This window comes from Enterobacter sp. Tr-810 (genome assembly GCF_011752765.1).
In the GTDB taxonomy this organism is placed as follows: Bacteria; Pseudomonadota; Gammaproteobacteria; order Enterobacterales; family Enterobacteriaceae; genus Enterobacter; species Enterobacter soli.
This window is the reverse complement of record NZ_VWWW01000007.1, coordinates 1-25,956: the sequence shown is the minus strand read 5'-3', so window position 1 is coordinate 25,956 and position 25,956 is coordinate 1. Positions and strand designations below refer to the sequence as shown.

At 53.9% G+C, this 25,956-nt stretch carries 23 protein-coding genes and 5 tRNA genes; 18 read left to right on the top strand and 10 right to left on the bottom strand.

Features of this window, described 5'->3' with window-relative positions; translation table 11 throughout:
* Positions 1-97: 97 nt before the first annotated feature.
* The gene (locus F3J30_RS18050; RefSeq protein WP_166718094.1) at positions 98-1,717 is read left to right on the top strand and encodes an ABC-F family ATP-binding cassette domain-containing protein; all 1,620 of its coding nucleotides are present in this window, start codon (positions 98-100) and stop codon (positions 1,715-1,717) included.
* Between the two features lie 42 nt (positions 1,718-1,759).
* On the opposite strand, the gene F3J30_RS18045 is transcribed toward F3J30_RS18050, so the two are convergent.
* Positions 1,760-2,047 (bottom strand): HTH-type transcriptional regulator, encoded by a 288-nt coding sequence (locus tag F3J30_RS18045; protein ID WP_014068424.1) that lies wholly within the window; start codon positions 2,045-2,047, stop codon positions 1,760-1,762.
* Positions 2,048-2,377: 330 nt separating this feature from the next.
* Here F3J30_RS18045 and F3J30_RS18040 point away from each other — a divergent pair, with 330 nt between their 5' ends.
* On the top strand, positions 2,378-3,088 hold the full coding sequence (locus tag F3J30_RS18040) for a DUF3053 domain-containing protein (protein ID WP_014068425.1): 711 nt from the start codon (positions 2,378-2,380) through the stop codon (positions 3,086-3,088).
* Positions 3,089-3,333: 245 nt separating this feature from the next.
* Positions 3,334-3,546 carry an RNA chaperone/antiterminator CspA gene (cspA, locus tag F3J30_RS18035; protein WP_003860775.1) on the top strand — a complete coding sequence of 71 codons (213 nt, stop codon included), beginning with the start codon at positions 3,334-3,336 and terminating at the stop codon, positions 3,544-3,546.
* 58 nt (positions 3,547-3,604) lie between these two features.
* On the opposite strand, the gene ghrB is transcribed toward cspA, so the two are convergent.
* The 6 genes from ghrB to F3J30_RS18005 all read right to left on the bottom strand — a co-directional run bounded on the left by ghrB (position 3,605) and on the right by F3J30_RS18005 (position 9,602).
* Complete coding sequence (ghrB, locus tag F3J30_RS18030; RefSeq protein ID WP_166718093.1) at positions 3,605-4,579, bottom strand: glyoxylate/hydroxypyruvate reductase GhrB; 975 nt, start codon at positions 4,577-4,579, stop codon at positions 3,605-3,607.
* 26 nt (positions 4,580-4,605) lie between these two features.
* Positions 4,606-5,886, bottom strand: coding sequence for an MFS transporter (locus tag F3J30_RS18025; protein ID WP_166718092.1), 1,281 nt, complete (start codon positions 5,884-5,886; stop codon positions 4,606-4,608).
* Positions 5,887-5,983: 97 nt separating this feature from the next.
* The gene (locus tag F3J30_RS18020; protein ID WP_166718091.1) at positions 5,984-6,922 is read right to left on the bottom strand and encodes a sugar kinase; all 939 of its coding nucleotides are present in this window, start codon (positions 6,920-6,922) and stop codon (positions 5,984-5,986) included.
* 3 nt (positions 6,923-6,925) lie between these two features.
* Positions 6,926-7,675: a hypothetical protein gene (locus F3J30_RS18015; RefSeq protein WP_014068429.1), complete on the bottom strand. Its 750-nt coding sequence runs from the start codon at positions 7,673-7,675 to the stop codon at positions 6,926-6,928.
* 106 nt (positions 7,676-7,781) lie between these two features.
* Positions 7,782-8,798: a LacI family DNA-binding transcriptional regulator gene (locus F3J30_RS18010; RefSeq protein ID WP_014068430.1), complete on the bottom strand. Its 1,017-nt coding sequence runs from the start codon at positions 8,796-8,798 to the stop codon at positions 7,782-7,784.
* 141 nt (positions 8,799-8,939) lie between these two features.
* The gene (locus tag F3J30_RS18005; protein ID WP_166718090.1) at positions 8,940-9,602 is read right to left on the bottom strand and encodes an OmpA family lipoprotein; all 663 of its coding nucleotides are present in this window, start codon (positions 9,600-9,602) and stop codon (positions 8,940-8,942) included.
* A gap of 212 nt (positions 9,603-9,814) precedes the next feature.
* Between F3J30_RS18005 and F3J30_RS18000 the strand changes: the two genes are divergently transcribed.
* Positions 9,815-12,094, top strand: coding sequence for a molybdopterin guanine dinucleotide-containing S/N-oxide reductase (locus F3J30_RS18000; RefSeq protein ID WP_247650641.1), 2,280 nt, complete (start codon positions 9,815-9,817; stop codon positions 12,092-12,094).
* Here F3J30_RS18000 and F3J30_RS17995 read toward each other — a convergent pair.
* Together F3J30_RS17995 and tag are read right to left on the bottom strand one after the other, a co-directional pair.
* Entirely contained in the window at positions 12,057-12,503 is a 447-nt protein-coding gene (locus tag F3J30_RS17995; RefSeq protein WP_166718088.1) for an N-acetyltransferase, read from the bottom strand. The genes F3J30_RS18000 and F3J30_RS17995 overlap by 38 nt on opposite strands.
* Positions 12,481-13,062, bottom strand: coding sequence for a DNA-3-methyladenine glycosylase I (gene tag, locus F3J30_RS17990; RefSeq protein ID WP_014068434.1), 582 nt, complete (start codon positions 13,060-13,062; stop codon positions 12,481-12,483). The genes F3J30_RS17995 and tag overlap by 23 nt, the downstream gene beginning before the upstream one ends.
* A gap of 160 nt (positions 13,063-13,222) precedes the next feature.
* On the opposite strand from tag, the gene F3J30_RS17985 reads away from it, so the two are divergent.
* The 9 genes from F3J30_RS17985 to dppF all read left to right on the top strand — a co-directional run bounded on the left by F3J30_RS17985 (position 13,223) and on the right by dppF (position 23,863).
* A complete protein-coding gene (locus F3J30_RS17985) occupies positions 13,223-13,927 on the top strand; it encodes an autotransporter domain-containing protein (RefSeq protein ID WP_166718087.1) in 705 nt (234 codons plus the stop codon).
* Positions 13,928-14,165: 238 nt separating this feature from the next.
* Positions 14,166-15,368, top strand: a complete 1,203-nt coding sequence (locus tag F3J30_RS17980) for an MFS transporter (protein WP_166718086.1) — start codon at positions 14,166-14,168, stop codon at positions 15,366-15,368.
* A gap of 259 nt (positions 15,369-15,627) precedes the next feature.
* The gene (gene eptB, locus F3J30_RS17975; RefSeq protein WP_166718085.1) at positions 15,628-17,319 is read left to right on the top strand and encodes a kdo(2)-lipid A phosphoethanolamine 7''-transferase; all 1,692 of its coding nucleotides are present in this window, start codon (positions 15,628-15,630) and stop codon (positions 17,317-17,319) included.
* 91 nt (positions 17,320-17,410) lie between these two features.
* Positions 17,411-17,487: transfer RNA gene (locus tag F3J30_RS17970), tRNA-Pro, on the top strand.
* A 671-nt stretch (positions 17,488-18,158) separates the two neighbouring features.
* A complete protein-coding gene (gene dppA / locus F3J30_RS17965; RefSeq protein ID WP_014068442.1) occupies positions 18,159-19,766 on the top strand; it encodes a dipeptide ABC transporter periplasmic-binding protein DppA in 1,608 nt (535 codons plus the stop codon).
* 161 nt (positions 19,767-19,927) lie between these two features.
* Positions 19,928-20,947 carry a dipeptide ABC transporter permease DppB gene (dppB, locus tag F3J30_RS17960; RefSeq protein WP_014068443.1) on the top strand — a complete coding sequence of 340 codons (1,020 nt, stop codon included), beginning with the start codon at positions 19,928-19,930 and terminating at the stop codon, positions 20,945-20,947.
* Between the two features lie 9 nt (positions 20,948-20,956).
* Positions 20,957-21,859 (top strand): dipeptide ABC transporter permease DppC, encoded by a 903-nt coding sequence (gene dppC / locus F3J30_RS17955; protein ID WP_166718084.1) that lies wholly within the window; start codon positions 20,957-20,959, stop codon positions 21,857-21,859.
* A 10-nt stretch (positions 21,860-21,869) separates the two neighbouring features.
* The gene (gene dppD, locus F3J30_RS17950) at positions 21,870-22,853 is read left to right on the top strand and encodes a dipeptide ABC transporter ATP-binding protein (RefSeq protein WP_166718083.1); all 984 of its coding nucleotides are present in this window, start codon (positions 21,870-21,872) and stop codon (positions 22,851-22,853) included.
* On the top strand, positions 22,850-23,863 hold the full coding sequence (dppF, locus tag F3J30_RS17945; protein ID WP_166718082.1) for a dipeptide ABC transporter ATP-binding subunit DppF: 1,014 nt from the start codon (positions 22,850-22,852) through the stop codon (positions 23,861-23,863). Before dppD ends, dppF begins: the two co-directional genes overlap by 4 nt.
* Before the next feature lie 54 nt (positions 23,864-23,917).
* Here the strand turns inward: dppF and coaA are convergent, their stop codons facing one another.
* Entirely contained in the window at positions 23,918-24,868 is a 951-nt protein-coding gene (coaA, locus tag F3J30_RS17940; RefSeq protein WP_014068447.1) for a type I pantothenate kinase, read from the bottom strand.
* Positions 24,869-25,187: 319 nt separating this feature from the next.
* On the opposite strand from coaA, the gene F3J30_RS17935 reads away from it, so the two are divergent.
* The 5 genes from F3J30_RS17935 to F3J30_RS17915 form a co-directional block, all read left to right on the top strand.
* A tRNA-Thr gene (locus tag F3J30_RS17935) sits at positions 25,188-25,263 on the top strand.
* A gap of 8 nt (positions 25,264-25,271) precedes the next feature.
* Positions 25,272-25,356, top strand: a tRNA-Tyr gene (locus F3J30_RS17930).
* 117 nt (positions 25,357-25,473) lie between these two features.
* A tRNA-Gly gene (locus F3J30_RS17925) sits at positions 25,474-25,548 on the top strand.
* A 6-nt stretch (positions 25,549-25,554) separates the two neighbouring features.
* Positions 25,555-25,630, top strand: a tRNA-Thr gene (locus tag F3J30_RS17920).
* Between the two features lie 118 nt (positions 25,631-25,748).
* Positions 25,749-25,956: GTP-binding protein (locus tag F3J30_RS17915; RefSeq protein ID WP_021242225.1), on the top strand; the 208-nt coding region annotated here is incomplete at its 3' end.

The following is a 25,956-nucleotide window of genomic DNA, read 5'->3' as shown; positions in this document are numbered from 1 at the left end:
GCATCCCGAAAATGAACAAACACGACTGATGAATTTCGATCCTTGCTAAACGCCACCGCGTCGGCAGGGGATGTTTTGATTTCATTCAGGAGTGCTTATGGCTCATTTTGCGCAGTCCCCTTCTTTTATTTTGCATCAGGTCACCTGTCAGTTTGCGACGGGCGATACGCTTTTTGGTCCGCTGGATCTCGCTCTTGAGCCGTCGATGTGCGCGCTGGTTGGCCGTAACGGTAGCGGTAAAACGCGCCTGTTGCGTCTGCTGGCCGGGCTTGATGAACCTGCGAGTGGGCATATCGAGCGTTTCGGCACGCACGTCTATGTGGCGCAACACCATGATATTTCTCCACAAACGCCACTTGCTGAGCTACTCGGGTATGACGAGATTTTTGCAGCCCGCAAGCGTATCGAAAGCGGTGATTATCAGCCTGAGTGTCTGGAAATACTCGACGGACACTGGGATTTAGCGGAACGTCTGAGCGCGGCGTTTAGCCAGGCGAAACTCCCGCCATTTGATCCTGATAAACCTGCCGCAGAGCTTAGCGGGGGCGAACGTATTCGCGCCCTGTTGTGCGCAGCATTGACTGCCGGTGCTGATTATCTTCTGCTGGATGAGCCTACCAACCATCTCGACAGGCAAGGCCGGGAGTGGTTCTACGAACAACTTTCCCGCTATCAGGGGGGCGTGCTGGTCGCTTCTCATGATCGTGAACTGCTGGCGCAGGTTCCACGCATTCTGGAACTGAGCGCGTCGGGTCTGCGTAGTTACGGCGGGAATTATGCTGATTACCAGCGTCAGCGTGATGCCGAGCAGCAATCCGCCCGCGCAGCGCTTGAACACGCTGCCACAGAACGTAAGCGCACGCGTGAGCGGATGAAAAAAGAACATGACGACAGCCAGCGGCGTTCGGCAAAGACGCTGCGTACCGTCGATAGTCTTAATATCGCCTCGTTCGAGCGGATCAAATACAAAATGGCGGCGAAAGAGCGTATTGGATCGTGGAAAAAACAGCATAACGATCAAAATGATGCGCTGAATGATGCCGTCAACAAAGCGCGTGAGCGGGTGGAAGAAGATAACCCGGTGATGTTCACCCTGCCGGGAAGTCAGATTGCCGAGGGGAAACAGGTGCTGGTCCTTGAGGATCTGGTGCTGCCGTTTGTGGATATGCCGCCGATGAACTGGCGGATGGATGGCCCGATGCGCGTGGCGTTGCGGGGGCCAAACGGCTGTGGGAAATCAACGCTCCTGAAAACCATACTCGGGGAAACATTGTCGCACGCGGGCAGTTGCCGTGTGTCAGTAACCTGCGCTTATCTCGATCAACACCTGTCGCAGCTGGACCTGTCACTATCGGTGATGGCGCATCTCAACCTGAGCAACACGCCGCTGGAAGAAGGGGGGCTGCGCACCCGCTTAGCCCATCTTCAGCTGGGCGCTGATAAGGTGATGCTTCCGCTGGCGAAGTTGAGCGGCGGTGAACGTCTGAAAGCCGCGCTGGCCTGTGTGCTTTGGCGCGAAGAGGCCACACAGCTTCTGCTGCTTGATGAGCCGACCAACCATCTGGATCTGGCCTCCGTTCAGGCGATTGAAGCGGCGCTGGCGACGTTTCCCGGCGCGTTGCTGGTGGTGTCGCACGATGAGGCATTCCTGAACGGGCTGAACCTGACGCATGAGATGGTGTGGCATAGAGAGGGATGGCGCTGTGAGAGGCTTTAAAACACAAGCCCCCGCAAGGGCGGGGGCTGTCACAATCTGGTTTTACGCTATCTGTTTGCTGAGTGCAGGGTTTGCCTGAATCAGGCGCATCAGCTTTATCTCGGTGGCTGTGGGTCTTTCACGTTTTGACTCCCACTCCAGCACCATCGCTACGCTGACACCCATTGCTCTGGCGAATTCATCTGTTTTCAGTCCTGTCCCTTTGCGCAATTGCTCATATTCTGTAAAGGGATTGGATTTTTGTTGCAGGGTAATCGTCTGCGGTACATCTTTAAAAACAATCTGTTCCAGGCTGCTCAGCAGCTCAAACTCAGGATCTTTATATTCCATTGAGAACTCCTCTTAAATCACACAGCGGGATCGTGAACATCAGAGAGCCAGTTAAGAATAGTCCCTAAAACAGACGCAGGATCATCCGGGTTGTGATTAATCGTGCGGTAGGCGGAGCTTTACGCGTTTCAGCAGAAGGCTTATCCGCGCTAATCGACTGATTATTCATAAACAGCGCGGCAGCGTATTTTTTTGTAAATCGTCAGCAAGAAAACAGCAATAGTCGTTTTGCATGAAAAGAGTATCTTGCAAGGCTGACCTGGACTATCCTTGTCAGCGTCGGGCACGCGTGTGCCGGTGTGCGCTTTTTTGGGTGAAAGGAGTATTGAAATGGCGACAGGAAAGTCCTGCTCTCGCTGGTTTGCGCCTGTTGCGGCGTTATTGATGGTAGTTAGCCTGAGTGGGTGTTTCGATAAAGAAGGCGATCAGCGCAAAGCGTTTATCGATTTTCTACAGAATACGGTGATGCGCAGTGGCGAACGTTTACCAACGCTGACTGCGGATCAGAAAAAACAGTTCGGTCCTTTCGTGTCCGATTACGCCATTCTTTATGGTTATTCACAGCAGGTGAGCCAGGCGATGGACTCTGGTCTTCGTCCAGTGCTGGATAGCGTTAACGCCATCCGTGTGCCGCAGGATTATATGACCCAGCGTGAACCGCTGCGCCAGTCTAATGGTGCTCTGGGTGTGCTGAGCCAGCAATTGCAGAATGCAAAAATGCAGGCTGATGCTTCCCACTCTGCGCTGAAACAGGGCGACGATCTCAAGCCTGTCTTTGACAAGGTTTACGAGAAAGTGGTGACTAAGCCCGCTGACGCTATGCAACCGCTGATCCCAGCGGCGCAGATCTTCACTCAGCAGCTGGTACAGGTTGGGGATTACATCTCCCAGCAGGGGACCCAGGTGAGCTTTGTCTCTAATGGTATCCAGTTCCCGACCTCTCAGCAGGCCAGCCAGTATAACGCGCTGATAGGGCCGCTGGCGTCCCAGCACCAGGCCTTTAGCCAGGCGTGGAGCTCGGCAGTGACAGCCACTGAATAAGACAAAAAACCCCGCGAGCTGCGGGGTTTTTTTATGCGCGATGAAAATAACGCTTGTCATTCATGTACCACATAGGTATAACTGTTCCGTCGGTTTGTTACACAGACCTAAAGCAGTTTAGTAAAGCAGTCCAGATTGTTATCCATAGATACCCTTCGTTGTGACCCTTCCTTCATCGCTTAAAAATCTGTAACGCAACCTATCGCGCCGGAAGGCACAATATATTTGTTAATAAGGTAATTTCTATGTCTGCTAAAATGACTGGTCTGGTAAAATGGTTCAACGCTGATAAAGGTTTCGGTTTCATCACTCCTGATGATGGCTCTAAAGACGTGTTCGTACACTTCTCTGCTATCCAGAACGATGGCTACAAATCTCTGGACGAAGGTCAGAAAGTTTCCTTCACCATCGAAAGCGGCGCTAAAGGCCCAGCAGCTGGTAACGTTGTAAGCCTGTAAGCTTCCAACCCAGTAGCAAAGAATTTAAAAACCCGCCTTCTGGCGGGTTTTTTCGTTTCTACTGTTGTACCTGCGGGTTAACGCAGTTTTTCTCAACCCTTCCACCCAGCGCGGCGATAAGGTTGTCTACCGCGGTGGCCGCCATGTTGTAGCGGGTTTCGTGCGTTGCCGAGCCAATGTGGGGCAGGGCGACCACGTTTGGCAATGCCAGCAGCGGTGAACTGACCGGCAGCGGCTCTTGCTCAAACACATCCAGACCCGCGGCGTGGATCTCGCCGTTTTGCAGTGCTTCAATCAGCGCCTTTTCGTCCACCACCGGGCCGCGACCCGCATTGATGAAAATGGCTGATTTCTTCATTTTCGCGAACTCAGCTTTGCCAATCAGATGATGCGTTTCTTCCGACAGCGGCAGGATCAGGCAGACGTAATCGGCTTCCTGAAGCAAGGTATCCAGCTCGCAATAGCGCGCGTTAAAGCGCTCTTCAGCTTCAGTGTGATGGCGACGCGCGTTGTACAGCACCGGCATGTTAAAGCCGAAATGCGCGCGTTGCGCCAGCGCCATGCCAATACGGCCCATGCCGACAATCCCCAGCGTTTTGCCGTGAACATCCACACCGAACCAGTCCGGGCCGATGCTCTTTGTCCATTCACCCGCTTTCACGCGTTCGGCCACTTCCACCACCCGGCGGGCGGTGCTGAGCACCAGCGCCATCAGCGTGTCGGCCACGGTTTCTGTCAGAGCATACGGGGTATGCATCAGCAGAACTTTGCGGGTGTTCAGGGCCTCGACGTCGAAGTTGTCATACCCCACAGAAATCGTCGAGGTAGCACGAAGCTTCGGCATTTTCTCCAGCAATGCGACATCCACTTTTTCGCTTGAACCCAGCAGGCCTTCAGCGCTTGCGAACGCATCAGCGTGCTGCGCGACGGTGTCCGGGCTAAGGTTCTTCACCTGAGTTACGGTGAAGTGTCCTTCCAGGCGCTTTTGCAGATCTTCAGGCAGTGCTTTATACAAAATGACGGACGGCTTCATGCTAATCTCCGTTGATTTTAAAGGGGTCAGGCGTGACGTGCGCCGACGGGAAGCTGTTGATTATTAGCAGGCTTAACAATCAAAGTAAGCCACACTGAGGCGAAAAGTGCTACCCCCATAAATATGTACGAGGCTGACGGACTGCCGGTTGCACCGTTCAGGTAGCCCACAAACCAGGAGCCGCAGAACGAGCCCAGCGCACCCATACTGTTGATAAGCGCCATCGCGCCGCCTGCTACGTTGCGCGGCAGCATCTCCGGGATGATGGCGAAGAACGGGCCATACGGGGCATACATCGCTGCACCGGCAATCACCAGCAGGGTGTAAGATGCCCAGAAGTGGTTGGCACCCACGGCCCAGGAGCCGATAAAGGCAAAAGCAGCAATCAGCAGCAGTGGCCAGACAAACAGTTTACGGTTTTGCAGTTTGTCCGAGGCCCAGGAAGCGATAATCATGGCAATGGTTGCCGCCAGATAAGGCACGGATGACAGCCAGCCCACTTCCACCATGCCGAGGTTTTCGCCGCCGCTGCGGATAATCGACGGCAGCCACAGCACGAAACCGTAGACGCCAATGCTCCAGGTAAAGTACTGCGCGCACAGCAAAATGACGTTGCGGGAACGGAAGGCTTCACCGTAGTTACGTACCGCTTTCAGGCCCTGTTGCTCTTTATCCAACTGCGCCTGCAAAGCGGTTTTTTCATCTTCAGAGAGCCATTTCGCCTGTGAAGGTTTATCTTTTACCAGCACCCACCAGCAAAATGCCCAGATGACGGCAGGAACCCCTTCGATGATAAACATCTCGCGCCAGCCGAATGACTGGATCAGGTAGCCGGATACCACCGACATCCAGAGTACTGTGACCGGATTACCGAGGATCAGGAAGGTGTTAGCGCGGGAGCGCTCAGATTTAGTGAACCAGTTGCTGATGTAGATAAGCATCGCTGGCATGACTGCCGCCTCGACCACACCAAGAATAAAGCGAATGGCGGCCAGGGCAGGAATGTTGTTCACCACACCGGTCAGTGAAGCACAGCCACCCCAGAGGATCAGACAGATAAAGATAAGCTTACGAACACTGCGACGCTCGGCGTAAATCGCCCCGGGGATCTGGAAGAAGAAGTAGCCGAGGAAGAATAGGGCACCTAACAGGGAAGAGACACCTTTGGTGATCCCGAGGTCTTCAGTGATACCTGCGGCGGACGCGAAACTGAAGTTTGCACGATCAAGATACGCCAGGCTGTACGTGATAAACACGATTGGCATGATGTACCACCAGCGTTTTGCTGCATTGGTCGAACTGTTCATAGGCTTGCCTCTGTTGTTGAGGTTTGTACCGCCGTTGTATGTAGGGTACACGGTGGTTTGTTTTGTGTGGTGTGGCTCTCCCATGGGGAGAGGGAATTCAGGAACCGAGCTGCGCTCGTGTCGGTAATCCTTCGCTGTCGCCCTGCACCTGGATCGCCAGCGATCCAATTTTATTGCCGCGCGACACCGCCTGTTGCAGCGTTTTGCCTTCCAGCAGGGCGCTAATTACCCCCACGGCAAACCCGTCGCCAGCCCCAACGGTGTCGACAACGTTGTCGACTTTTACCGCGGCAACTGCGCCTTGTTCACCGTCTGCGGTTTTAAACCAGGCACCGTCGGCACCGGTTTTCAGCACCACGGCTTTTACCCCTTTGTTCAGGTAAAAATCGGCGATCCCTTCCGACGTTTTTTGGCCGGTGAGGATGATCCCCTCTTTCACACCGGGCAGTACCCAGTCGGCCTGGAAAGCCAGATGGTTAAGCTTTTCAACCATTTCTGCTTCGCTTTTCCACAGCACCGGACGCAGGTTAGGATCAAAAGAGATCGTTTTCCCTTGCGCTTTCATGGCCGCAGCCGCGTGATCCAGAAGCTCATAAGAGCTGGCGGAGAGCGCTGCCGCCACGCCGCTCAGGTGCAGATGACGTGCGGAGGTGAAATAGTGGGCGTGATAGTCATTTACCGACAGATGACTCGCTGCCGAGCCCTTACGGAAATACTCCACAATGGGATCGGTTCCATTTTCGACTTTAGATTTCAGCTGAAAACCGGTCGCGAAGCGCGCATCAAGGGTGACACCCGCGGCATCAATACCCTCTTTTTTCAGCGTATCCAGAACGAAATGGCCAAAGCTGTCATCACCCACGCGGCTTACCCAGCCGACGTTCAGCCCCAGGCGCGCCAGGCCGGTCGCGACGTTCAGCTCTGCTCCTGCCACGCGTTTGAAAAAGTGCTCTACTGCGCTAAGCTCGCCTGTTTGCGTGGCAACGAACATTGCCATGGCCTCGCCGATGGTGATCACATCCAGCGTCTTGTGCATGATTTACTCCTCGCGCAGCAGGTTAACGTAATGACGGGTGACGGCAGCCAGGTCCGGTCCTTCCAGCGGAAACTCGATCCCGCGCGGGGCGTCAGATGGCAGCTGATTAAGCAATTCCAGCCAGCGTGCGTCGGCGTGGTCTGGCGCTATGGCGCGAAACTGCTGATGATGTGGGACGGCGGCTTTGACATGGATATAACTTACGGCAGGCGCCAGATGGCGGGCAGCTTCTTCTGGTGAATCGCCCACCCACAGCCAGTTGCCCATATCAAATGTCAGCGTCACGGGCAGAGACAGCACCCGGCAAGCTGCCTTGAAGCGCTGCATCGGCGCAAGCTGGCCGCAGTCGGTTTGGTCGTTTTCGACCACCAGCGCCATGCCGCTTTCGTTCAGCAATGTACGCAGCTCCTCAAGCGGCTGCTTATCGCGGAAGTGACCCAGTGAAACTTTCAGCCACAGGGCATTGAGCGTGGTGGCTTCGGCCAGATACCACGAAAGGTCGGGGTTGAGGGTTCCGTCAGGCGTAAACAGGGGCACTGGCGCGGAATAACAGGCCAGTAAACCCAGCAGCTCAATGGATTCGCCCAGTGCGGGCAGCGCCAGTAACTCTTCGCTGCTGAACAGCTCACGGCGGATCTCAACGCCGTCGGCACCTGCGGCGGCAATCACCGGAAGCATCGCCCGTTGGCCACCTGCCTGTCGCACCTGATCCGCGCCATATGCGGCGGTGACCACCATTATTTTCCTGCCCATTGCCTGACTCCGTTACATCTCACATCGATAGTATTACGCTAGATGGAACCGGTTCCAAAGGAAAGGACAGGATGTTGAATTTATGATCGGCATCACGAAGGGGAAATTAACGGGCGGTAGAGCCCCGAACGATCAACTCGCCGGAGAAGACCTGCTCGTGAATGGCATCGCTGACGCCTTCAATACGGCGGACAACCTGCTCAACCGCGGCATAACCGATTTGCCACGTAGGTTGCTTGAGTGTGGTAATGCCCACGCCGGCCAGCTCGGCCCACTCCAGCTCATCGAACCCCAGCAGACCAATATCGCTGCCCCAGTGCAGGCCGATACGTTTGAGCGAACGGGCAACCTGTAGGGTCAGCGCACCGTTGGCGGAGATCACGGCTTTTCGCATCCCGCGATGACGGGTGTGGAACTGGCGCAGGATGTTGTCGATCTGGTCGGCTTCGTGCAGCGGGGTTTCGGCATTCTCGGCAATTACGCCCGGGTAGCGTGCCAGGGTCGCGCGGAATGCCGCCAGACGATCGCGGCGGGTATTGACCGTGCCCAGCGGTTCGCTCAGGAACAGGATAGCCTCGAAGCCCTGTTCGATGAGATGTTCGGTTGCGGTGGTGGCTGCCTGAGTGTTATCCAGGCCGACGACATCGCAGGCGAATTCCGGGATTTTTCGGTCGATAAGTACCATCGGCAGGGAGGATTGTTGCAGGCGATTGAGGCCTTCTTCGCGCATTCCCACGGCATTCACCACAATCCCTTCCACCTGGTAACTGCGCAGCAGATCAAGGTAATGCAGCTCCTGGTCAACCTCGTTGTTGGTGTTACACACCAGTGGGGTAAACCCTTTTTCACGGCAGGCCGCTTCAATACCGCTTAACACATTCACGGAGTAAGGGTTGGTGATGTCGGCGATGATAAGCCCGATAAGACGAGTTCGACCGCGCTTCAGGCCGCGGGCCATCAGGCTCGGGCGATAATCCAGATCGGCAATGGCTTGTTCAATTCGTGCCAGCAGGGCGTCAGACAACAGGTGTTTCTCGCCATTGAGATAGCGTGAAATACTGGTTTTTCCGGTTTTGGCGGCTTTGGCTACGTCGCTGATGGTGGCCCGTGCTGGTTTGCTCATCGCTGATTTCCCTGATTTGAGTGAGAACACCTTAGCGGGAAAATCTGACGAATCAAGTGATTTGCCCGGTGGCGCTGCGCTTACCGGGCCTACATGTCGAACGTAGGCCGGGTAAGGCGAAGCCGCCACCCGGCGCAATGATTACTGCACAGGGCTCAGAGTGATCTCTACGCGACGGTTCTGCGCTTTGCCTTCCGCGGTGCTGTTGCTGGCGATCGGATTGGCAGGGCCCATCCCTTTGCTGCTGATACGGCTAGCTTCAACGCCCTGGGTAATCAGCGAGCTGGATACGGCATCGGCACGCTGCTGCGACAGACGGTTGTTGAGATCCAGACTGCCCGTGTTGTCGGTAAAGCCGAACACGTTCACGGCTGTCTTGTTGTACTCTTTCAGCACCATCGCCACGCCGGTCAGGGTGTTTGCACCTGCTGGTTTTAAGGTGGCACTACTGGAGTCAAAGGTCACGTTGTTTGGCATGTTCAGGATGATATTGTCGCCATTACGCGTCACGCTCACGCCGGTTCCCTTCATTTTTTCGCGCAGTTTTGATTCCTGCACATCCATGTAGTAACCCGCACCGCCGCCCAGCGCTGCACCGGCCGCCGCACCAATCAGTGCGCCTTTGCCGCGGTCTTTCTTGGAAGAGGAGAGTGCGCCAATGCCCGCGCCTACCAGCGAACCGAGACCTGCGCCGATGCCCGCTTTTCCTGCTTCGCTCTCACCGGTATAAGGGTTTGTTGTGCAGCCTGAAACAGCCATTGCGCCGCTCACCAGAGCAGCAATTACGAGTACGCGTTTTTTCATCTTATTTCCTTAATCCTTTTTATTCTTTGCCACGACGAGCGTGGCGGTTGATTATGACGTCCAGATACGGAGAAAATTCCGGGTATTACTCTGAAATTTGTGTCAAACCATAAACAGCCTCAATAAGAAGGCCGTAAAACCTGCACGCAACCAGGAGCGCACGCTTGAGCACTTCAACAAAAACGATTCTGACCGCTGCCCACTGGGGCCCAATGCTGGTCGAAACCGATGGCGAAAACGTCTTGTCATCCCGCGGGGCATTGCCTTCGCAGCATCCCAACTCTCTTCAGACGGTTGTTCGCGATCAGGTACACAGTAAAACCCGCGTGCGCTGGCCGATGGTTCGCAAAGGATTTTTGATGTCACCGGATAAACCGCAAGGTATCCGTGGGCAGGATGAGTTTGTGCGTGTGAGCTGGGATGATGCGCTCGCACTGATCCACGCGCAGCATAAACGTATCCGCGAGAGCTACGGTCCGTCGTCCATTTTTGCGGGCTCTTATGGCTGGCGTTCAAACGGGGTACTGCACAAAGCCGCCACGCTTCTCCAGCGTTATATGAGCCTGGCCGGGGGGTATACCGGGCATCTGGGCGATTATTCGACCGGCGCGGCGCAGGCCATCATGCCGTACGTGGTGGGCGGGAACGAAGTTTACCAGCAGCAGACCAGCTGGCCGCTGGTGCTGGAACACACCGATGTGGTGGTGCTGTGGAGTGCTAACCCGCTAAATACCCTCAAGATTGCGTGGAATGCTACTGACGAACAAGGTATTCCCTACTTTGATGCGCTGCGTAAAAGCGGAAAACGTATTATTTGCATCGATCCGATGCGTTCTGAAACCATGGATTTCCTTGGCGACAGCGCCGAATGGATTGCCCCGCACATGGGAACCGATGTGGCGATGATGCTGGGTATCGCGCACACGCTGGTGGAAAATGGCTGGCAGGATGAAGCGTTTCTGGCGCGCTGTACCACCGGTTACGACAAATTTGCGGAGTACCTGACGGGCAAAACCGACGGTATCGCCAAGACGGCTGAATGGGCGGCAGCGATCTGCGGTGTAAATGCAGAGAAAATCCGCGAAATGGCGGCATTGTTCCACGAAAATTCCACCATGCTGATGTCAGGTTGGGGGATGCAGCGCCAGCAATACGGTGAGCAAAAACACTGGATGCTGGTGACACTGGCGGCGATGCTTGGGCAGATTGGTACGCCGGGCGGTGGTTTTGGCCTCTCTTATCACTTTGCGAACGGCGGAAACCCTACGCGTAAAGCCGCCGTGCTGGCGTCCATGCAGGGTACCGTTCACAACGGCACAGATGCCGTGGACAAAATTCCGGTGGCGCGCATTGTTGAGGCGCTGGAAAACCCTGGCGGGTTTTATCAGCACAACGGCATGGACCGGCATTTCCCGGATATTCGCTTTGTCTGGTGGGCGGGTGGTGCGAACTTTACCCATCATCAGGATACCAACCGTCTTATCCGCGCCTGGCAGAAACCGGAGCTGGTGGTGATTTCAGAATGCTTCTGGACTGCTGCCGCTAAACACGCAGATATCGTTCTGCCTGCCACGACCTCGTTTGAACGTAACGACCTCACCATGACCGGCGATTACAGCAATCAGCATATGGTCCCGATGAAGCGTGTTGTGGCACCGCGGGATGAAGCGCGCGACGACCTGAATGTCTTTGCCGAACTGAGCGAGCTTTGGGAAGAGGGGGGACGCGAGCGATTCACCGAGGGTAAAACCGATCTGGAATGGCTGGAAACGTTCTACCAGATAGCCGGGCAGCGGGGCGCGGCGCAGGGTGTCACACTGCCGCCGTTTGCCCAGTTCTGGGAAGCGAATGACATTTTCGAAATGCCAGAGAGCGAGCAGAACGCGCAATTTGTCCGTTTTGCCGATTTCCGCCGCGATCCGCAAAATCATCCGCTGAAAACCGAGAGCGGGAAAATTGAAATCTACAGCCAGCGTATTGCCAGCTTTGAGTATGCCGACTGTCCGCCGCATCCTGCATGGCTTGAGCCAGACGAATGGCACGGAAACGCGCAGCCGCAGCAGCTTCAGATATTGTCTGCTCACCCGGCGCACCGCTTACACAGCCAGCTGAACTATACCTCGCTGCGTGAACAGTACGCCGTAGCAGGACGCGAGCCGATCACGTTGCATAAAGACGATGCACAGGCGCGCGGGATTGTGGATGGCGATGTGGTGCGCGTCTGGAATCAGCGTGGACAAGTGCTGGCGGGTGCCGTGGTGAGTGACGGGATCAGACAAGGCGTTATCTGTATTCACCAGGGGGCATGGCCAGACCTTGAGCTGACCGAAGGCGGTATCTGTAAAAACGGGGCCGTCAACGTGCTGACCAAAGATCTCCCCAGCTCAAAGCTGGGGAATGGGTGTGCCGGAAACACGGCGCTGGCATGGGTCGAGAAATATCAGGGGCCGGAACTTACACTAACGGCGTTTGATCCGCCTGCCAGCTCATAATCCACGTCGGGTGTTGAGTATCATCCTGCCAGGCGCTGTCTTCGATGCGAAAGCCCTGGGAATGGTAGAAATTCACCGCCCGGACGTTTTTCTGATACACCTCAAGGCTTAAATGCGGGTAGCGCTGCTGAACATAGTTCAGCAGCGCGCGTCCGATGCCTTTCCCGATGAACGCCGGGGCGACAAACAGTGCGCCAACAAACTGTGTCTGCATCACGCTAATGAATCCGCACGGGTGCCCATCTTCTTCCCAGATCCAGGTTTCTGCGGACGGGAGATAGACTTCTCGCACCAGGATTTCATTCTCTTTCCAGTACCCTGGGTCGATAAACGGATGCGCCTCGGTGGTGCTTTCAAGCCATAAGCTCAGTAGCGGATCTGCATTCTCACTTTGCCATTTGCGGATCATCAACGCCCCCAGGGTGACAGAAACAGCCTGTGATATGGTCGTTCACCAGCCCACAGGCTTGCATGAAGGAATAACAGATAGTGGTGCCCACAAATTTAAACCCTCTTTTCTTCAGCGCTTTAGACAGTGCATCTGAAGCGGGGGTCGACGTGGGGATCTCCGCAAGCGTTGCGGCCAGCGTCACTTTCGGGGTGTTATCCACAAATGACCAGACAAAATCTGAGAATGGCTCGCCGTTTTGCGCCATGGCCAGGTACGCCCGCGCATTACCGATGATGGCCTGTATTTTGCCGCGATGACGGATAATTCCGGCGTCCAGTACCAGCTTTTCTACATCCTCATCGGTCATTGCGGCGACCTTTACGGGATCAAACTGATGGAAGGCCGCGCGGTAGTTTTCACGCTTCTTCAGAACGGTTATCCAGGAAAGACCGGCCTGCTGACCTTCCAGACAGATCATCTCAAAGAGTTTTTTGCCGTCTTTTTCCGGCACACCCCATTCCTGATCGTGATAGTCGATATAGAGCTGATCCTGGCTTACCCAGCCGCAACGTTGCATAGGTTATCTCCCTTATTGATACTGAAATCGCAAAAATTTCAATCTTTCAGGCTTGACGTGTCTGCTAAAGAGACAATAGTTAATACAGGGCTAAGCCCTGATACCTCTTCCTAAACAATGATAAATATCGCCGAATTCGGCTCTGTCTGGAGTCGCTTTGATGATGATAAAAAAAATCAGTGGCTGCCATGCAGTTTTTGGCCTGGCAGGTGTCTCAGTCTGTTTTTTTTCCTGTAACACTGCTTTGGCCTGGCAACAGGAATATATCGTTTCAGATACACAAAGCAATACGGCGGAACGCTATACATGGGACGCCGATCACCAACCGCGTTATGAAGATATTCTCGCAGAGCGTATTAAGACGTCGCAGAATGTGCCTGGGCTCGCCCTGACTCTGCCGTCTGACTCGACGTCTGAACTTCCCGGCTCGATGAGCCTTGGGTGGAATTTCCCTGTCACTCGCCATATCACCACCGGGCCCGTCGTGGCATGGCGTTACGATGGTTCGGCACCCAACATGTACAACGAGTTTGGTGATAGCGCGACAACGCAATCACTGACAGACCCGCTCTGGCACGCCAGCGTCAGTTCGCTGGGCTGGCGAGTGGATACGCAATATGGCGAACTGCGCCCCTGGGCACAGATTAGCTATAACCAGCAGTTTGGTGAAAATCAGTGGAAATCGCAGTTTGGCATGTCTCAGACACCCGCGCCGATGCAGTACGGTAGCTGGATGGATGTGACTGTCGGCGCCGATGTGCTGCTTAACCCACATATGGCAGCGTATGCCTCTTTATCCCAGGCGGATAACACCACTGCTGGCGAAGACTTTTTGTATACCCTGGGTGTCAGTGCAAAATTTTAGGGTTGTTACTTTTTTCAACGATGCGATAACATCTTTGGCGCAATAATGGTCGGGGTTGCAGCGATAGTATGCACTAACACACTTTCGCTCCTGACCCCGGCAAGGTCATTCATTCCTGATTCCAGGCATTTCATTCCGTTTCTCCTGCATTTCATGCCGTTTTCCCCCAGGTGTTTTAAGGTTTTGTTTATCGTTGTCCTCAGCGAATTCCCTTAATTTCTCTTGCAGGACAACTGCCATGAACACATCATCATACAACCGCACTCGCTGGCTGACCTTATTTGGCACCATCGTGACTCAGTTTGCGCTGGGTTCGGTCTATACCTGGAGCCTGTTTAACAGTGCTCTTTCCGATAAGCTCGGTGCGCCGGTGAGCCAGGTGGCGTTTTCCTTTGGCTTATTGAGTCTTGGCCTGGCGCTTTCCTCCTCGGTAGCGGGCAAGTTGCAGGAACGCTTTGGTGTTAAGCGTGTCACCATGGCATCCGGCGTTTTGTTGGGTGTGGGTTTTTTCCTGACGGCACACTCCAGCAACCTGATGATGCTGTGGCTGAGCGCCGGGGTGCTGGTGGGGCTGGCAGACGGCGCGGGTTATCTGCTGACGCTGTCAAACTGTGTGAAATGGTTCCCGGAACGCAAGGGGTTAATCTCCGCCCTTGCTATCGGCTCTTATGGCCTGGGCAGCCTCGGCTTCAAATTTATCGATTCGCACCTGCTGGCCTCCGTGGGTCTTGAGAAAACCTTCATGATCTGGGGCGTTATCGTGCTGGTGATGATTCTGTTCGGGGCAACGCTGATGAAAGATGCGCCTCAGCAGGAAGTAAAATCCGTGAATGGTGTGATGGAGAATGACTTCACCCTGGCGCAGTCCATGCGTAAACCACAGTACTGGATGCTGGCGGTTATGTTCCTGACGGCCTGCATGAGCGGTCTGTATGTGATTGGCGTGGCGAAAGATATTGCTCAGGGGATGGTGAAACTGGATGCGCTCACCGCTGCTAACGCGGTAACCGTTATCTCTATCGCGAACCTGTCCGGCCGCCTGGTGCTGGGTATTCTGTCCGATAAAATTGCCCGTATCCGCGTGATCACCATTGGTCAGGTGGTATCGCTGGTGGGGATGGCGGCGCTGCTCTTTGCGCCACTGAATGAAGCCACGTTCTTTGCCGCGATTGCCTGCGTTGCCTTCAATTTTGGCGGCACCATCACGGTATTCCCGTCACTGGTGAGTGAATTCTTTGGTCTGAATAACCTGGCGAAAAACTACGGTGTGATTTACTTAGGTTTTGGTATCGGCAGTATTTGCGGCTCGCTGATTGCCTCACTGTTTGGCGGGTTCTACGTGACCTTCTGTGTGATATTCGCGTTACTGATTATTTCGCTGGCACTGTCGACCACCATTCGCCAGCCTCAGCGCGAAGTGTTTAAAGAAGCGCATGCGTAATGGATGCAGCAAAAAGGCCGGGTTTCCGGCCTTTTTTGTTCGTAACATTGAAGCATGGCTTAAAACGTCCGAAATCGAATTTTCTTTTTTGTAAAAAACTGTCGCGATCACACTCTCTGCTGCCACTTTTCCCTTTCCCTGTGGTCTACTTACCACGCTTGTAGACGTTTCCGATAACGACTTCCATAGCGATTTTTTATTCTGTTCACTTTTGATTCAACGTGAACGGCGATCTCGTCCCTTTTTCCGGGTAGCTTGCATGAAATACATTAAATCGATGGCACAACAAAAGCTGAGTTTTTTGCTGGCGTTGTACATCGGCCTGTTTATGAATGGCGCAGTTTTCTTCCGTCGGTTTGATGGATACGCGCAAGATTTTACCGTCTGGAAAGGAATTGCAGCGGTTGTCGAATTAGTCGCTGCGGTATTGGCTACATTCTGTTTGCTTCGTGTGCTTTCACTGTTTGGTCGACGCCTGTGGCGCGTATTGGCCTCGTTTGTCGTGCTGTGTTCGGCGGGCGCCAGCTATTACATGACCTTTATGAACGTGGTGATTGGCTACGGCATTATTGCCTCTGTGATGACCACGGATATCGACCTGTCGAAAGAGGTGGTTGGCCTGCATTTTGTCCTCTGGGTGATTGCCGTCAGCGCCTTACCGTTGCTGCTTATCTGGAGTAACCGCTGCCGATATACGCTGGTGCATCAGCTTCGTACGCCAGGACAACGCATCCGAAGCGTTGCGCTGGTACTGCTGGCCGGGCTGATGGTCTGGGGGCCGATTCGTCTGCTGGAAGTGAAGCAAAAATATGACGAGCGTACTGCTGGTGTGGATATGCCAAGCTACGGCGGCGTTGTTGCTAACTCTTATCTGCCGTCTAACTGGATTTCTGCGCTGGGGCTGTATGCCTGGGCACAGGTGGATGAATCCTCTGATAACAAATCGCTGATGAACCCAGCGAAGAAGTTTACCTATGATGCGCCGAAAGATATCGATGACACCTATGTCGTCTTTATTATCGGTGAAACGACCCGCTGGGATCACATGGGTATCCTGGGTTATAACCGCGATACCACGCCGAAACTGGCTCAGGAGAAAAACCTGATCGCGTATCGTGGCTACTCTTGCGATACGGCAACAAAGCTTTCCCTGCGCTGCATGTTCGTGCGTGAGGGTGGGGCAAGCGATAACCCACAGCGTACGCTCAAGGAACAGAACGTTTTCTCAGTACTTCGCCAGCTTGGGTTCACGTCCGATCTCTATGCGATGCAAAGCGAGATGTGGTTCTACAGCAACACCATGGCGCAGAACATTGCCTATCGTGAGCAGATTGGTGCTGAGCCGCGTAACCGTGGCAAGAATGTTGATGACATGCTGCTTATCGACGAGATGAAAAACTCGCTGAACGGCAACCCTGATGGTAAGCACATGATTATTCTGCATACCAAGGGCTCGCACTTTAACTACACGCAGCGCTATCCACGTAATTTTGCAAAATGGACGCCAGAGTGTGTCGGGGTAGATAAAGACTGTACCAAAGAGCAGTTGATTAACTCCTTCGATAACTCGGTGACCTACGTTGACCACTTTATTGATACCGTGATTGACCAGGTGCGTGATAAGAAAGCGATTGTGTTCTATGCCGCTGACCATGGTGAATCCATCAATGAGTTCGAGCACCTGCACGGCACGCCGCGCAAGATGGCGCCACCGGAGCAGTTCCGCGTACCAATGATGGTGTGGATGTCGGACAAGTATCTGGAAGACCCGGAGAAAGCGAAGATGTTTGCCCATCTGAAGAAAGAGGCAGATATGAAGGTTCCGCGTCGTCACGTTGAACTGTACGACACCATTTTAGGCTGCCTGGGGTATACCTCACCGAACGGTGGCATTAACGAAAATAACAACTGGTGCAAACTCCCTGATAACACCGTAAAAGCCGCGCAATAGCTTGTCTGGCGAGTTTCTCGCCAGTTGAATGGCTTTTTTAATTTAAGGGATTGACGGGGGCGCACCTCAGCAGTAAGATGCGCTCCGCATTCGGCGAGTAGCGCAGCTTGGTAGCGCAACTGGTTTGGGACCAGTGGGTCGGAGGTTCGAATCCTCTCTCGCCGACCACATTCGAAACCCCTGCTCTTAGAGCAGGGGTTTTTTGCATCTCGCCGACCACATTCTGAAAAGGGCTAACCGCAAGGTTAGCCCTTTTTGCATTATGACTTTATCCCGCCAGAGTACCCAAAACGAACCTTAGCCCTGCTTCAACCTGCCTGTTAACGATTTTGTGACATAATCCATTGTATTTTTTTATATATAGATTGATCTTTTTTCGCGTTGCTTATGGATAACCTCAGCATTTTTCGCTGTGCGTTTTAACGTTCGCGGAATTTAGTGCTCAGATAATCACCATTCTGCAAGAAAATTTACCCAATCTGAATAAAAGTTAATCACTGAATGTTGCAGAATATGAAGATATTTGTGCTGCAACATGGTGAGTAGCATAAATTTCCCTGCTGAAAACTGGCGTCTAAAGTTTTTTTAATCTTTGTTTGCGGTTTCTCACACTCAGCGTAAATCCCCGTCACCTGTATTGACGTTTTCACATTCTGTTGACAGATTGTAGGGCACGAGGGGCATTTCAGGGAGGATCTGCGCTGCAACTCAAAGGCTCTTCTGAAAGGATTCTCCATCCCTTTAACGCCTTCGGGCATCACCGACCGGACCGGGTAAAAAATAAATAAAGGTCAGGCGGCGTAACACAACAAAGCAAAACATCACATTGGAGCAGAATAATGAGTATTTCCTTGAAGAAGTCGGGGATGCTGAAGCTTGGTCTGAGCCTGGTGGCTCTGACCGTCGCAGCAAGCGTACAGGCAAAAACCCTGGTTTACTGTTCTGAAGGCTCGCCGGAAGGCTTTAACCCACAGCTCTTTACCTCTGGTACAACGTACGACGCAAGCTCCGTACCAATCTATAACCGTCTGGTTGAATTCAAAACCGGGACTACGGAAGTTATTCCGGGTCTGGCTGAGAAGTGGGAAGTCAGCGAAGACGGCAAAACCTATACCTTCCATTTACGCCAGGGCGTGAAGTGGCAGGACAGCAAAGAATTTAAACCAACGCGCGACTTTAACGCCGATGACGTTGTGTTCTCTTTCGATCGTCAGAAAAACGCTCAGAACCCGTACCACAAAGTGTCTGGCGGCAGCTATGAATACTTCGAAGGGATGGGTCTGCCAGATCTGATCTCTGAAGTGAAAAAAGTTGACGATAAAACCGTTCAGTTCGTGCTGACCCGCCCTGAAGCCCCATTCCTGGCTGACCTGGCGATGGACTTCGCGTCTATTCTGTCTAAAGAATACGCGGACAACATGCTGAAAGCGGGCACCCCGGAGAAAGTGGACCTGGATCCAATCGGTACTGGCCCATTCCAGCTGCTGCAATACCAGAAAGATTCTCGCATTCTGTATAAAGCGTTCCCGGGTTACTGGGGTACTAAACCTCAGATCGACCGCCTGGTGTTCTCCATCACCCCAGACGCCTCTGTGCGTTATGCAAAACTGCAGAAAAACGAGTGCCAGGTTATGCCATACCCGAACCCGGCTGATATCGCGCGTATGAAGCAGGACAAAAACATCAACCTGCTGGAGCAGGCTGGCCTGAACGTGGGCTATCTCTCCTTCAACACCGAGAAGAAACCGTTTGATGACGTGAAAGTGCGTCAGGCGCTGACTTACGCGGTGAACAAAGAAGCGATCATCAAAGCGGTTTATCAGGGTGCAGGCGTTGCCGCTAAGAACCTGATCCCACCTACAATGTGGGGCTACAACGACGACGTTAAAGACTACACCTACGATCCTGAGAAAGCGAAAGCGCTGCTGAAAGAAGCAGGCCAGGATAAAGGCTTTACCGTTGAACTGTGGGCGATGCCAGTACAGCGTCCGTACAACCCGAACGCACGCCGTATGGCTGAAATGGTTCAGGCTGACTGGGCTAAGATCGGTGTTCAGGCCAAGATTGTGACTTACGAGTGGGGCGAGTATCTGAAACGCGCCAAAGCGGGTGAGCATCAGGCTGTGATGATGGGCTGGACCGGCGACAATGGGGATCCAGACAACTTCTTCGCAACCCTGTTCAGCTGTGCGGCTGCGAAAGACGGTTCCAACTACTCTCGCTGGTGCTATAAGCCGTTTGAAGACCTGATTCAGCCGGCGCGTGCAACCGACGATCACAACAAACGTATTGAACTCTACAAACAAGCTCAGGTTGTCATGCACGATCAGGCTCCGGCGCTGATTGTTGCTCACTCCACCGTGTACGAGCCAGTGCGTAAAGAGGTGAAAGGCTACGTGGTTGATCCACTGGGCAAACACCACTTCGAAAACGTATCTGTTGAATAATAAGTAGGGTGTTCTCCCTCTCCCTTAGGGAGAGGGCAGGGGTGAGGGGTGCGCATGTCGCCTCTCACCCTAACCCTCTCCCACAGGGAGAGGGAATTTACATTTGTGAGCAATACAGACGTCACGTTATTTGTCGTGCGTCATCAGAGAGAATCCGGGTTATGTTGCAGTTCATCCTCCGACGTCTGGGACTTGTTATCCCCACGTTTATCGGTATCACCCTTCTCACTTTTGCCTTCGTTCATATGATCCCCGGCGATCCGGTAATGATTATGGCGGGCGAGCGTGGTATCTCCCCTGAACGCCATGCACAGCTGCTGGCGGAGCTTGGTCTGAACAAGCCGCTGTGGCAGCAATACCTCAACTATATCTGGGGTGTGTTGCACGGTGACTTAGGTATTTCGCTGAAAAGCCGCCTTCCGGTGTGGGACGAGTTCGTGCCGCGTTTTAAAGCGACGCTGGAACTTGGTGTCTGCGCCATGATTTTTGCCACTGCGGTGGGTATTCCGGTCGGTGTACTGGCTGCCGTTAAGCGTGGTTCTATTTTCGATCATACTGCTGTTGGTCTGGCGCTGACCGGTTACTCCATGCCTATCTTCTGGTGGGGCATGATGCTGATTATGCTGGTGTCGGTGCAGTGGAACCTGACGCCGGTTTCCGGACGCGTCAGCGATATGGTCTTCCTTGATGACTCCAATCCGTTGACCGGCTTTATGCTGATCGATACGGCCATTTGGGGTGAGCCGGGTAACTTCATCGATGCAGTGGCCCACATGATCCTGCCTGCAATGGTGCTGGGCACCATTCCTCTGGCGGTTATCGTGCGTATGACCCGCTCATCCATGCTGGAAGTGCTGGGCGAGGACTACATCCGTACTGCCCGCGCGAAAGGCCTGACCCGGATGCGCGTCATCATCGTTCACGCGCTGCGTAACGCAATGCTGCCGGTCGTTACTGTTATCGGTTTGCAGGTGGGGACGTTGCTGGCAGGGGCGATCCTGACCGAGACCATCTTCTCCTGGCCGGGGCTTGGACGTTGGCTGATTGATGCGCTGCAACGCCGTGACTATCCGGTGGTGCAGGGCGGTGTGCTGCTGGTTGCGACGATGATTATCCTCGTCAACCTGCTGGTCGATTTGCTGTACGGCGTGGTGAACCCGCGTATTCGTCATAAGAAGTAAGGGGCCATCATGTCACAGGTTTCTGAAAACAAAGTTGTCGCTGCACCGGTTCCAATGACACCGTTGCAGGAGTTCTGGCACTACTTCAAACGCAACAAAGGCGCAGTGGTAGGGCTGGTGTATGTTTCTATCATGATTCTGATTGCTGTATTTGCGAACGTGCTTGCACCGTATAACCCGGCGGATCAGTTCCGTGATGCCTTGCTTGCCCCTCCTGCATGGCAGGATGGCGGTAGCCTGACACACCTGTTGGGTACTGACGATGTGGGCCGCGATGTGCTGTCGCGTCTGATGTACGGCGCACGCCTGTCGCTGCTGGTCGGCTGCCTGGTGGTGGTACTGTCGCTGATCATGGGTATCGTTCTGGGTCTGGTAGCAGGCTACTTCGGCGGTATTGTTGATAACATCATCATGCGTATTGTCGACATCATGCTGGCCCTGCCTAGCCTGCTTCTGGCACTGGTTCTGGTCGCGATATTCGGCCCGTCGATAGGCAACGCAGCGCTTGCGCTGACCTTCGTGGCACTGCCTCACTATGTGCGATTAACACGCGCGGCTGTGCTGGTGGAAGTGCATCGCGACTACGTTACCGCTTCTCGCGTGGCGGGTGCCGGTGCAATGCGTCAGATGTTCGTTAACATTTTCCCGAACTGCCTTGCGCCGCTGATTGTTCAGGCGTCGCTCGGTTTCTCTAACGCCATTCTCGATATGGCCGCTCTTGGCTTCCTTGGCATGGGTGCGCAGCCGCCTACACCGGAGTGGGGCACCATGCTCTCCGACGTGTTGCAGTTCGCGCAAAGCGCCTGGTGGGTCGTCACCTTCCCGGGTCTGGCGATTCTGCTGACGGTGCTGGCATTTAACCTGATGGGTGATGGTCTGCGTGATGCACTTGATCCCAAACTGAAGCAGTAAGAGGCACGAGATGGCGTTATTAAATGTAGATAAATTATCGGTGCACTTCGGTGACGAAGGCACACCGTTTCGCGCCGTGGACCGCATCAGCTACAGCGTAAATCAGGGCGAAGTGGTCGGCATTGTAGGGGAGTCAGGTTCCGGTAAATCGGTCAGCTCGCTGGCGATTATGGGGTTGATTGACTATCCGGGCCGCGTGATGGCGGAAAGCCTGGAGTTTAACGGACAGGATCTGAAGCGCATTTCCGAAAAACAGCGCCGCCAGCTGGTCGGTGCTGAAGTGGCGATGATCTTCCAGGACCCGATGACCAGCCTTAACCCATGCTACACCGTCGGTTTCCAGATTATGGAAGCGATTAAGGTGCATCAGGGGGGTAACAAGAAAACTCGTCGTCAGCGTGCCATCGACCTGCTGACGCAGGTGGGTATCCCTGACCCAGGTTCACGTCTGGACGTTTATCCGCACCAGCTTTCCGGTGGTATGAGTCAGCGCGTTATGATTGCGATGGCCATTGCCTGTCGACCGAAACTGCTGATTGCCGATGAACCGACAACGGCGCTGGACGTGACCATCCAGGCGCAAATCATCGAACTGCTGCTGGAGTTGCAGCAGAAAGAGAACATGGCGCTGGTACTGATCACTCACGACCTGGCGCTGGTGGCTGAAGCGGCACACAAAATTATTGTGATGTATGCCGGGCAGGTTGTGGAAACGGGCGCGGCGAACGACATCTTCCGTGCGCCACGTCATCCGTATACTCAGGCTCTGCTGCGTGCACTGCCGGAGTTTGCACAGGACAAAGCGCGTCTGGCGTCATTGCCGGGTGTTGTGCCGGGCAAATATGACCGTCCGCAGGGCTGCTTGCTGAACCCGCGCTGCCCGTACGCAACGGACAAATGCCGCGCCGAGGAGCCAGAGCTTGCCTTGCTGGGGGACGGCCGTCAGTCCAAATGTCACTACCCACTCGATGATGCCGGGAGGCCAACACTATGAGTACGCAACAGGCCGCCACGCAACAACTGCTGTTGCAGGCCATCGACCTGAAAAAACACTACCCGGTGAAGAAGGGGCTGTTCGCGCCTGAGCGCCTGGTAAAAGCGCTTGATGGCGTATCGTTCACCCTGGAGCGCGGTAAAACGCTGGCGGTGGTGGGCGAGTCCGGCTGCGGGAAATCCACGCTGGGCCGCTTGCTGACGATGATCGAAACGCCTACCGGTGGTGAGCTTTACTACCAGGGGCAGGATCTGCTCAAGCACGATCCGCATGCGCAGAAGCTGCGTCGCCAGAAAATCCAGATTGTGTTCCAGAACCCGTACGGTTCATTGAACCCGCGTAAGAAAGTAGGGCAGATCCTCGAAGAGCCTCTGCTGATTAACACCAGCCTGAGCAAAGAACAGCGTCGTGAAAAAGCGCTGGCGATGATGGCGAAAGTCGGGCTTAAAACCGAGCACTACGACCGCTACCCGCATATGTTCTCTGGCGGCCAGCGTCAGCGTATCGCTATCGCCCGCGGTCTGATGCTTGACCCGGATGTGGTGATTGCTGATGAACCGGTTTCGGCGCTCGACGTTTCCGTTCGTGCTCAGGTGCTTAACCTGATGATGGACTTGCAGCAGGAGTTGGGGCTGTCGTACGTGTTTATTTCACACGACCTGTCTGTTGTTGAGCATATTGCGGATGAAGTGATGGTGATGTACCTGGGGCGGTGTGTCGAGAAGGGGACGAAAGATCAGATCTTTAATAATCCTCGTCATCCGTATACTCAGGCGCTGCTGTCTGCAACACCGCGTCTGAACCCGGACGACCGTCGTGAGCGCATTAAGCTGACCGGCGAGCTGCCAAGCCCGCTGAATCCGCCTCCGGGATGTGCGTTCAACGCCCGTTGCCGTCGTCGCTTCGGCCCTTGCACCCAGTTGCAGCCGCAGCTGAAAGACTACGGTGGTCAACTGGTGGCGTGCTTTGCCGTCGACCAGGATGAAAACGGCGAAAAGCCGCACGCGTAATGCGAAAACAAAAAACCGGCGATTATCGCCGGTTTTTTTATGTCTGCTTACCGCTTATTTCCGCAGGCGGATCTGGTCGACCGCGTGCTTCTCGCTCTTGGTGAGGATCAGGCTCGCGCGCTCGCGGGTCGGCAGAATGTTCTCTTTCAGGTTCACGTAGTTGATCTCATTCCACAGCCCGGTCGCTACATTGATGGCCTCTTCTTTAGAGAGCTGGGCGTAGTTGTGGAAGTAGGAGTCAGGATCGGTGAATGCCCCTTCGCGGAATTTCAGGAAGCGGTTGATATACCAGCTTTGCAGCAAATCTTCCGGTGCATCGACATAAATAGAGAAATCGACAAAGTCGGAGACAAACACGTGGTGTGGGTCGTGCGGATAGTCCATGCCGCTTTGCAGCACATTCAATCCTTCCAGAATCAGGATGTCTGGCTGAACCACCGTTTTGTCGCCATCCGGAATACGGTCATAAATCAGGTGTGAGTAAACCGGTGCGGTCACGTTTGGCGCGCCTGATTTCAGATCGGAGACGAATTTAACCAGCCGGTGCATATCATAAGAAAGAGGGAAACCCTTCTTCTTCATCAGACCCCGTTCTTTTAACACTTCATTCGGGTGCAAAAAGCCGTCTGTGGTGATCAGCTCTACGCTGCGATGCTCAGGCCAGCGGCTCAGCAGCGCCTGCAATACGCGCGCGGTGGTGCTTTTACCGACGGCAACGCTACCCGCAATACTGATGATATAAGGAATACGCTGGCCGTTAGTTCCAAGGAACTGTTCCAGCACTGCCTGGCGTCGTAAATTGGAACTGATATAGAAGTTAAGCAATCGAGATAATGGTAAATAGATTTCTGCCACCTCTTCCAGTGACAGGTCTTCATTTATCCCTTTTAACCGCGCTATCTCACCTTCCGTCAACGTCATAGGGACGGAATCGCGCAGGGCAGCCCACTGGCTGCGGTTAAAGTGAAGATAAGGCGTCATTAACGTTTGCTCTTTTTTGCTCATAAGCATGTTTCAGTGAACCAGCGACAAAACAGCCGGGTCGTGGCTCTTCACATAGTTAATTTTGGACAATGGGCAGGAGGTTAACACCAGATGACAGGAATAATAAGAAAAAATATAGGGAAGCGCTGCTTTACGCGGGAGTCATCACGGTACGCTATATACGGTGTAAATCATGTATTCATGCTGGATTTTTAACCGTGAGTGGGTGAATTTACAGCGTTTAGACCTTCTTTCGAATAAAATGTGAGCGAAAGAACGTTTTATGCAATTTTTTAGTTGCATGACTGCTCATGTCTCCATAGAATGCGCGCTACTTGATGCCGACTTAGCTCAGTAGGTAGAGCAACTGACTTGTAATCAGTAGGTCACCAGTTCGATTCCGGTAGTCGGCACCATCAAGTCCGGTGGGGTTCCCGAGCGGCCAAAGGGAGCAGACTGTAAATCTGCCGTCACAGACTTCGAAGGTTCGAATCCTTCCCCCACCACCACTTTCTGGCAGCGTAAATGCCGCCGGAGCTGGTTAGAAAAATTAATCAGCTCAAACATGAAAAGAGAGAAATCTCTTTTTTTGTTACAGAAAGAACTGGGTAGCCGAGTTTCAGGATGCGGGCATCGTATAATGGCTATTACCTCAGCCTTCCAAGCTGATGATGCGGGTTCGATTCCCGCTGCCCGCTCCAATACGTGCTGATATGGCTCAGTTGGTAGAGCGCACCCTTGGTAAGGGTGAGGTCCCCAGTTCGACTCTGGGTATCAGCACCACTTCACTTCTCCCTCCCGTTTCTCTCTGTTTCAATTTAAATGTATTCAACAGTTCAGGCATTTCGCCTGGTTGATGTGGTGATATCACCGATTTATCCGTGTCTTAGAGGGACAATCGATGTCTAAAGAAAAGTTTGAACGTACAAAACCGCACGTTAACGTCGGTACTATCGGCCACGTTGACCATGGTAAAACAACGCTGACCGCTGCAATCACTACCGTTCTGGCAAAAACCTACGGTGGTTCTGCTCGTGCATTCGACCAGATCGATAACGCACCAGAAGAAAAAGCTCGTGGTATCACCATCAACACTTCCCACGTTGAAT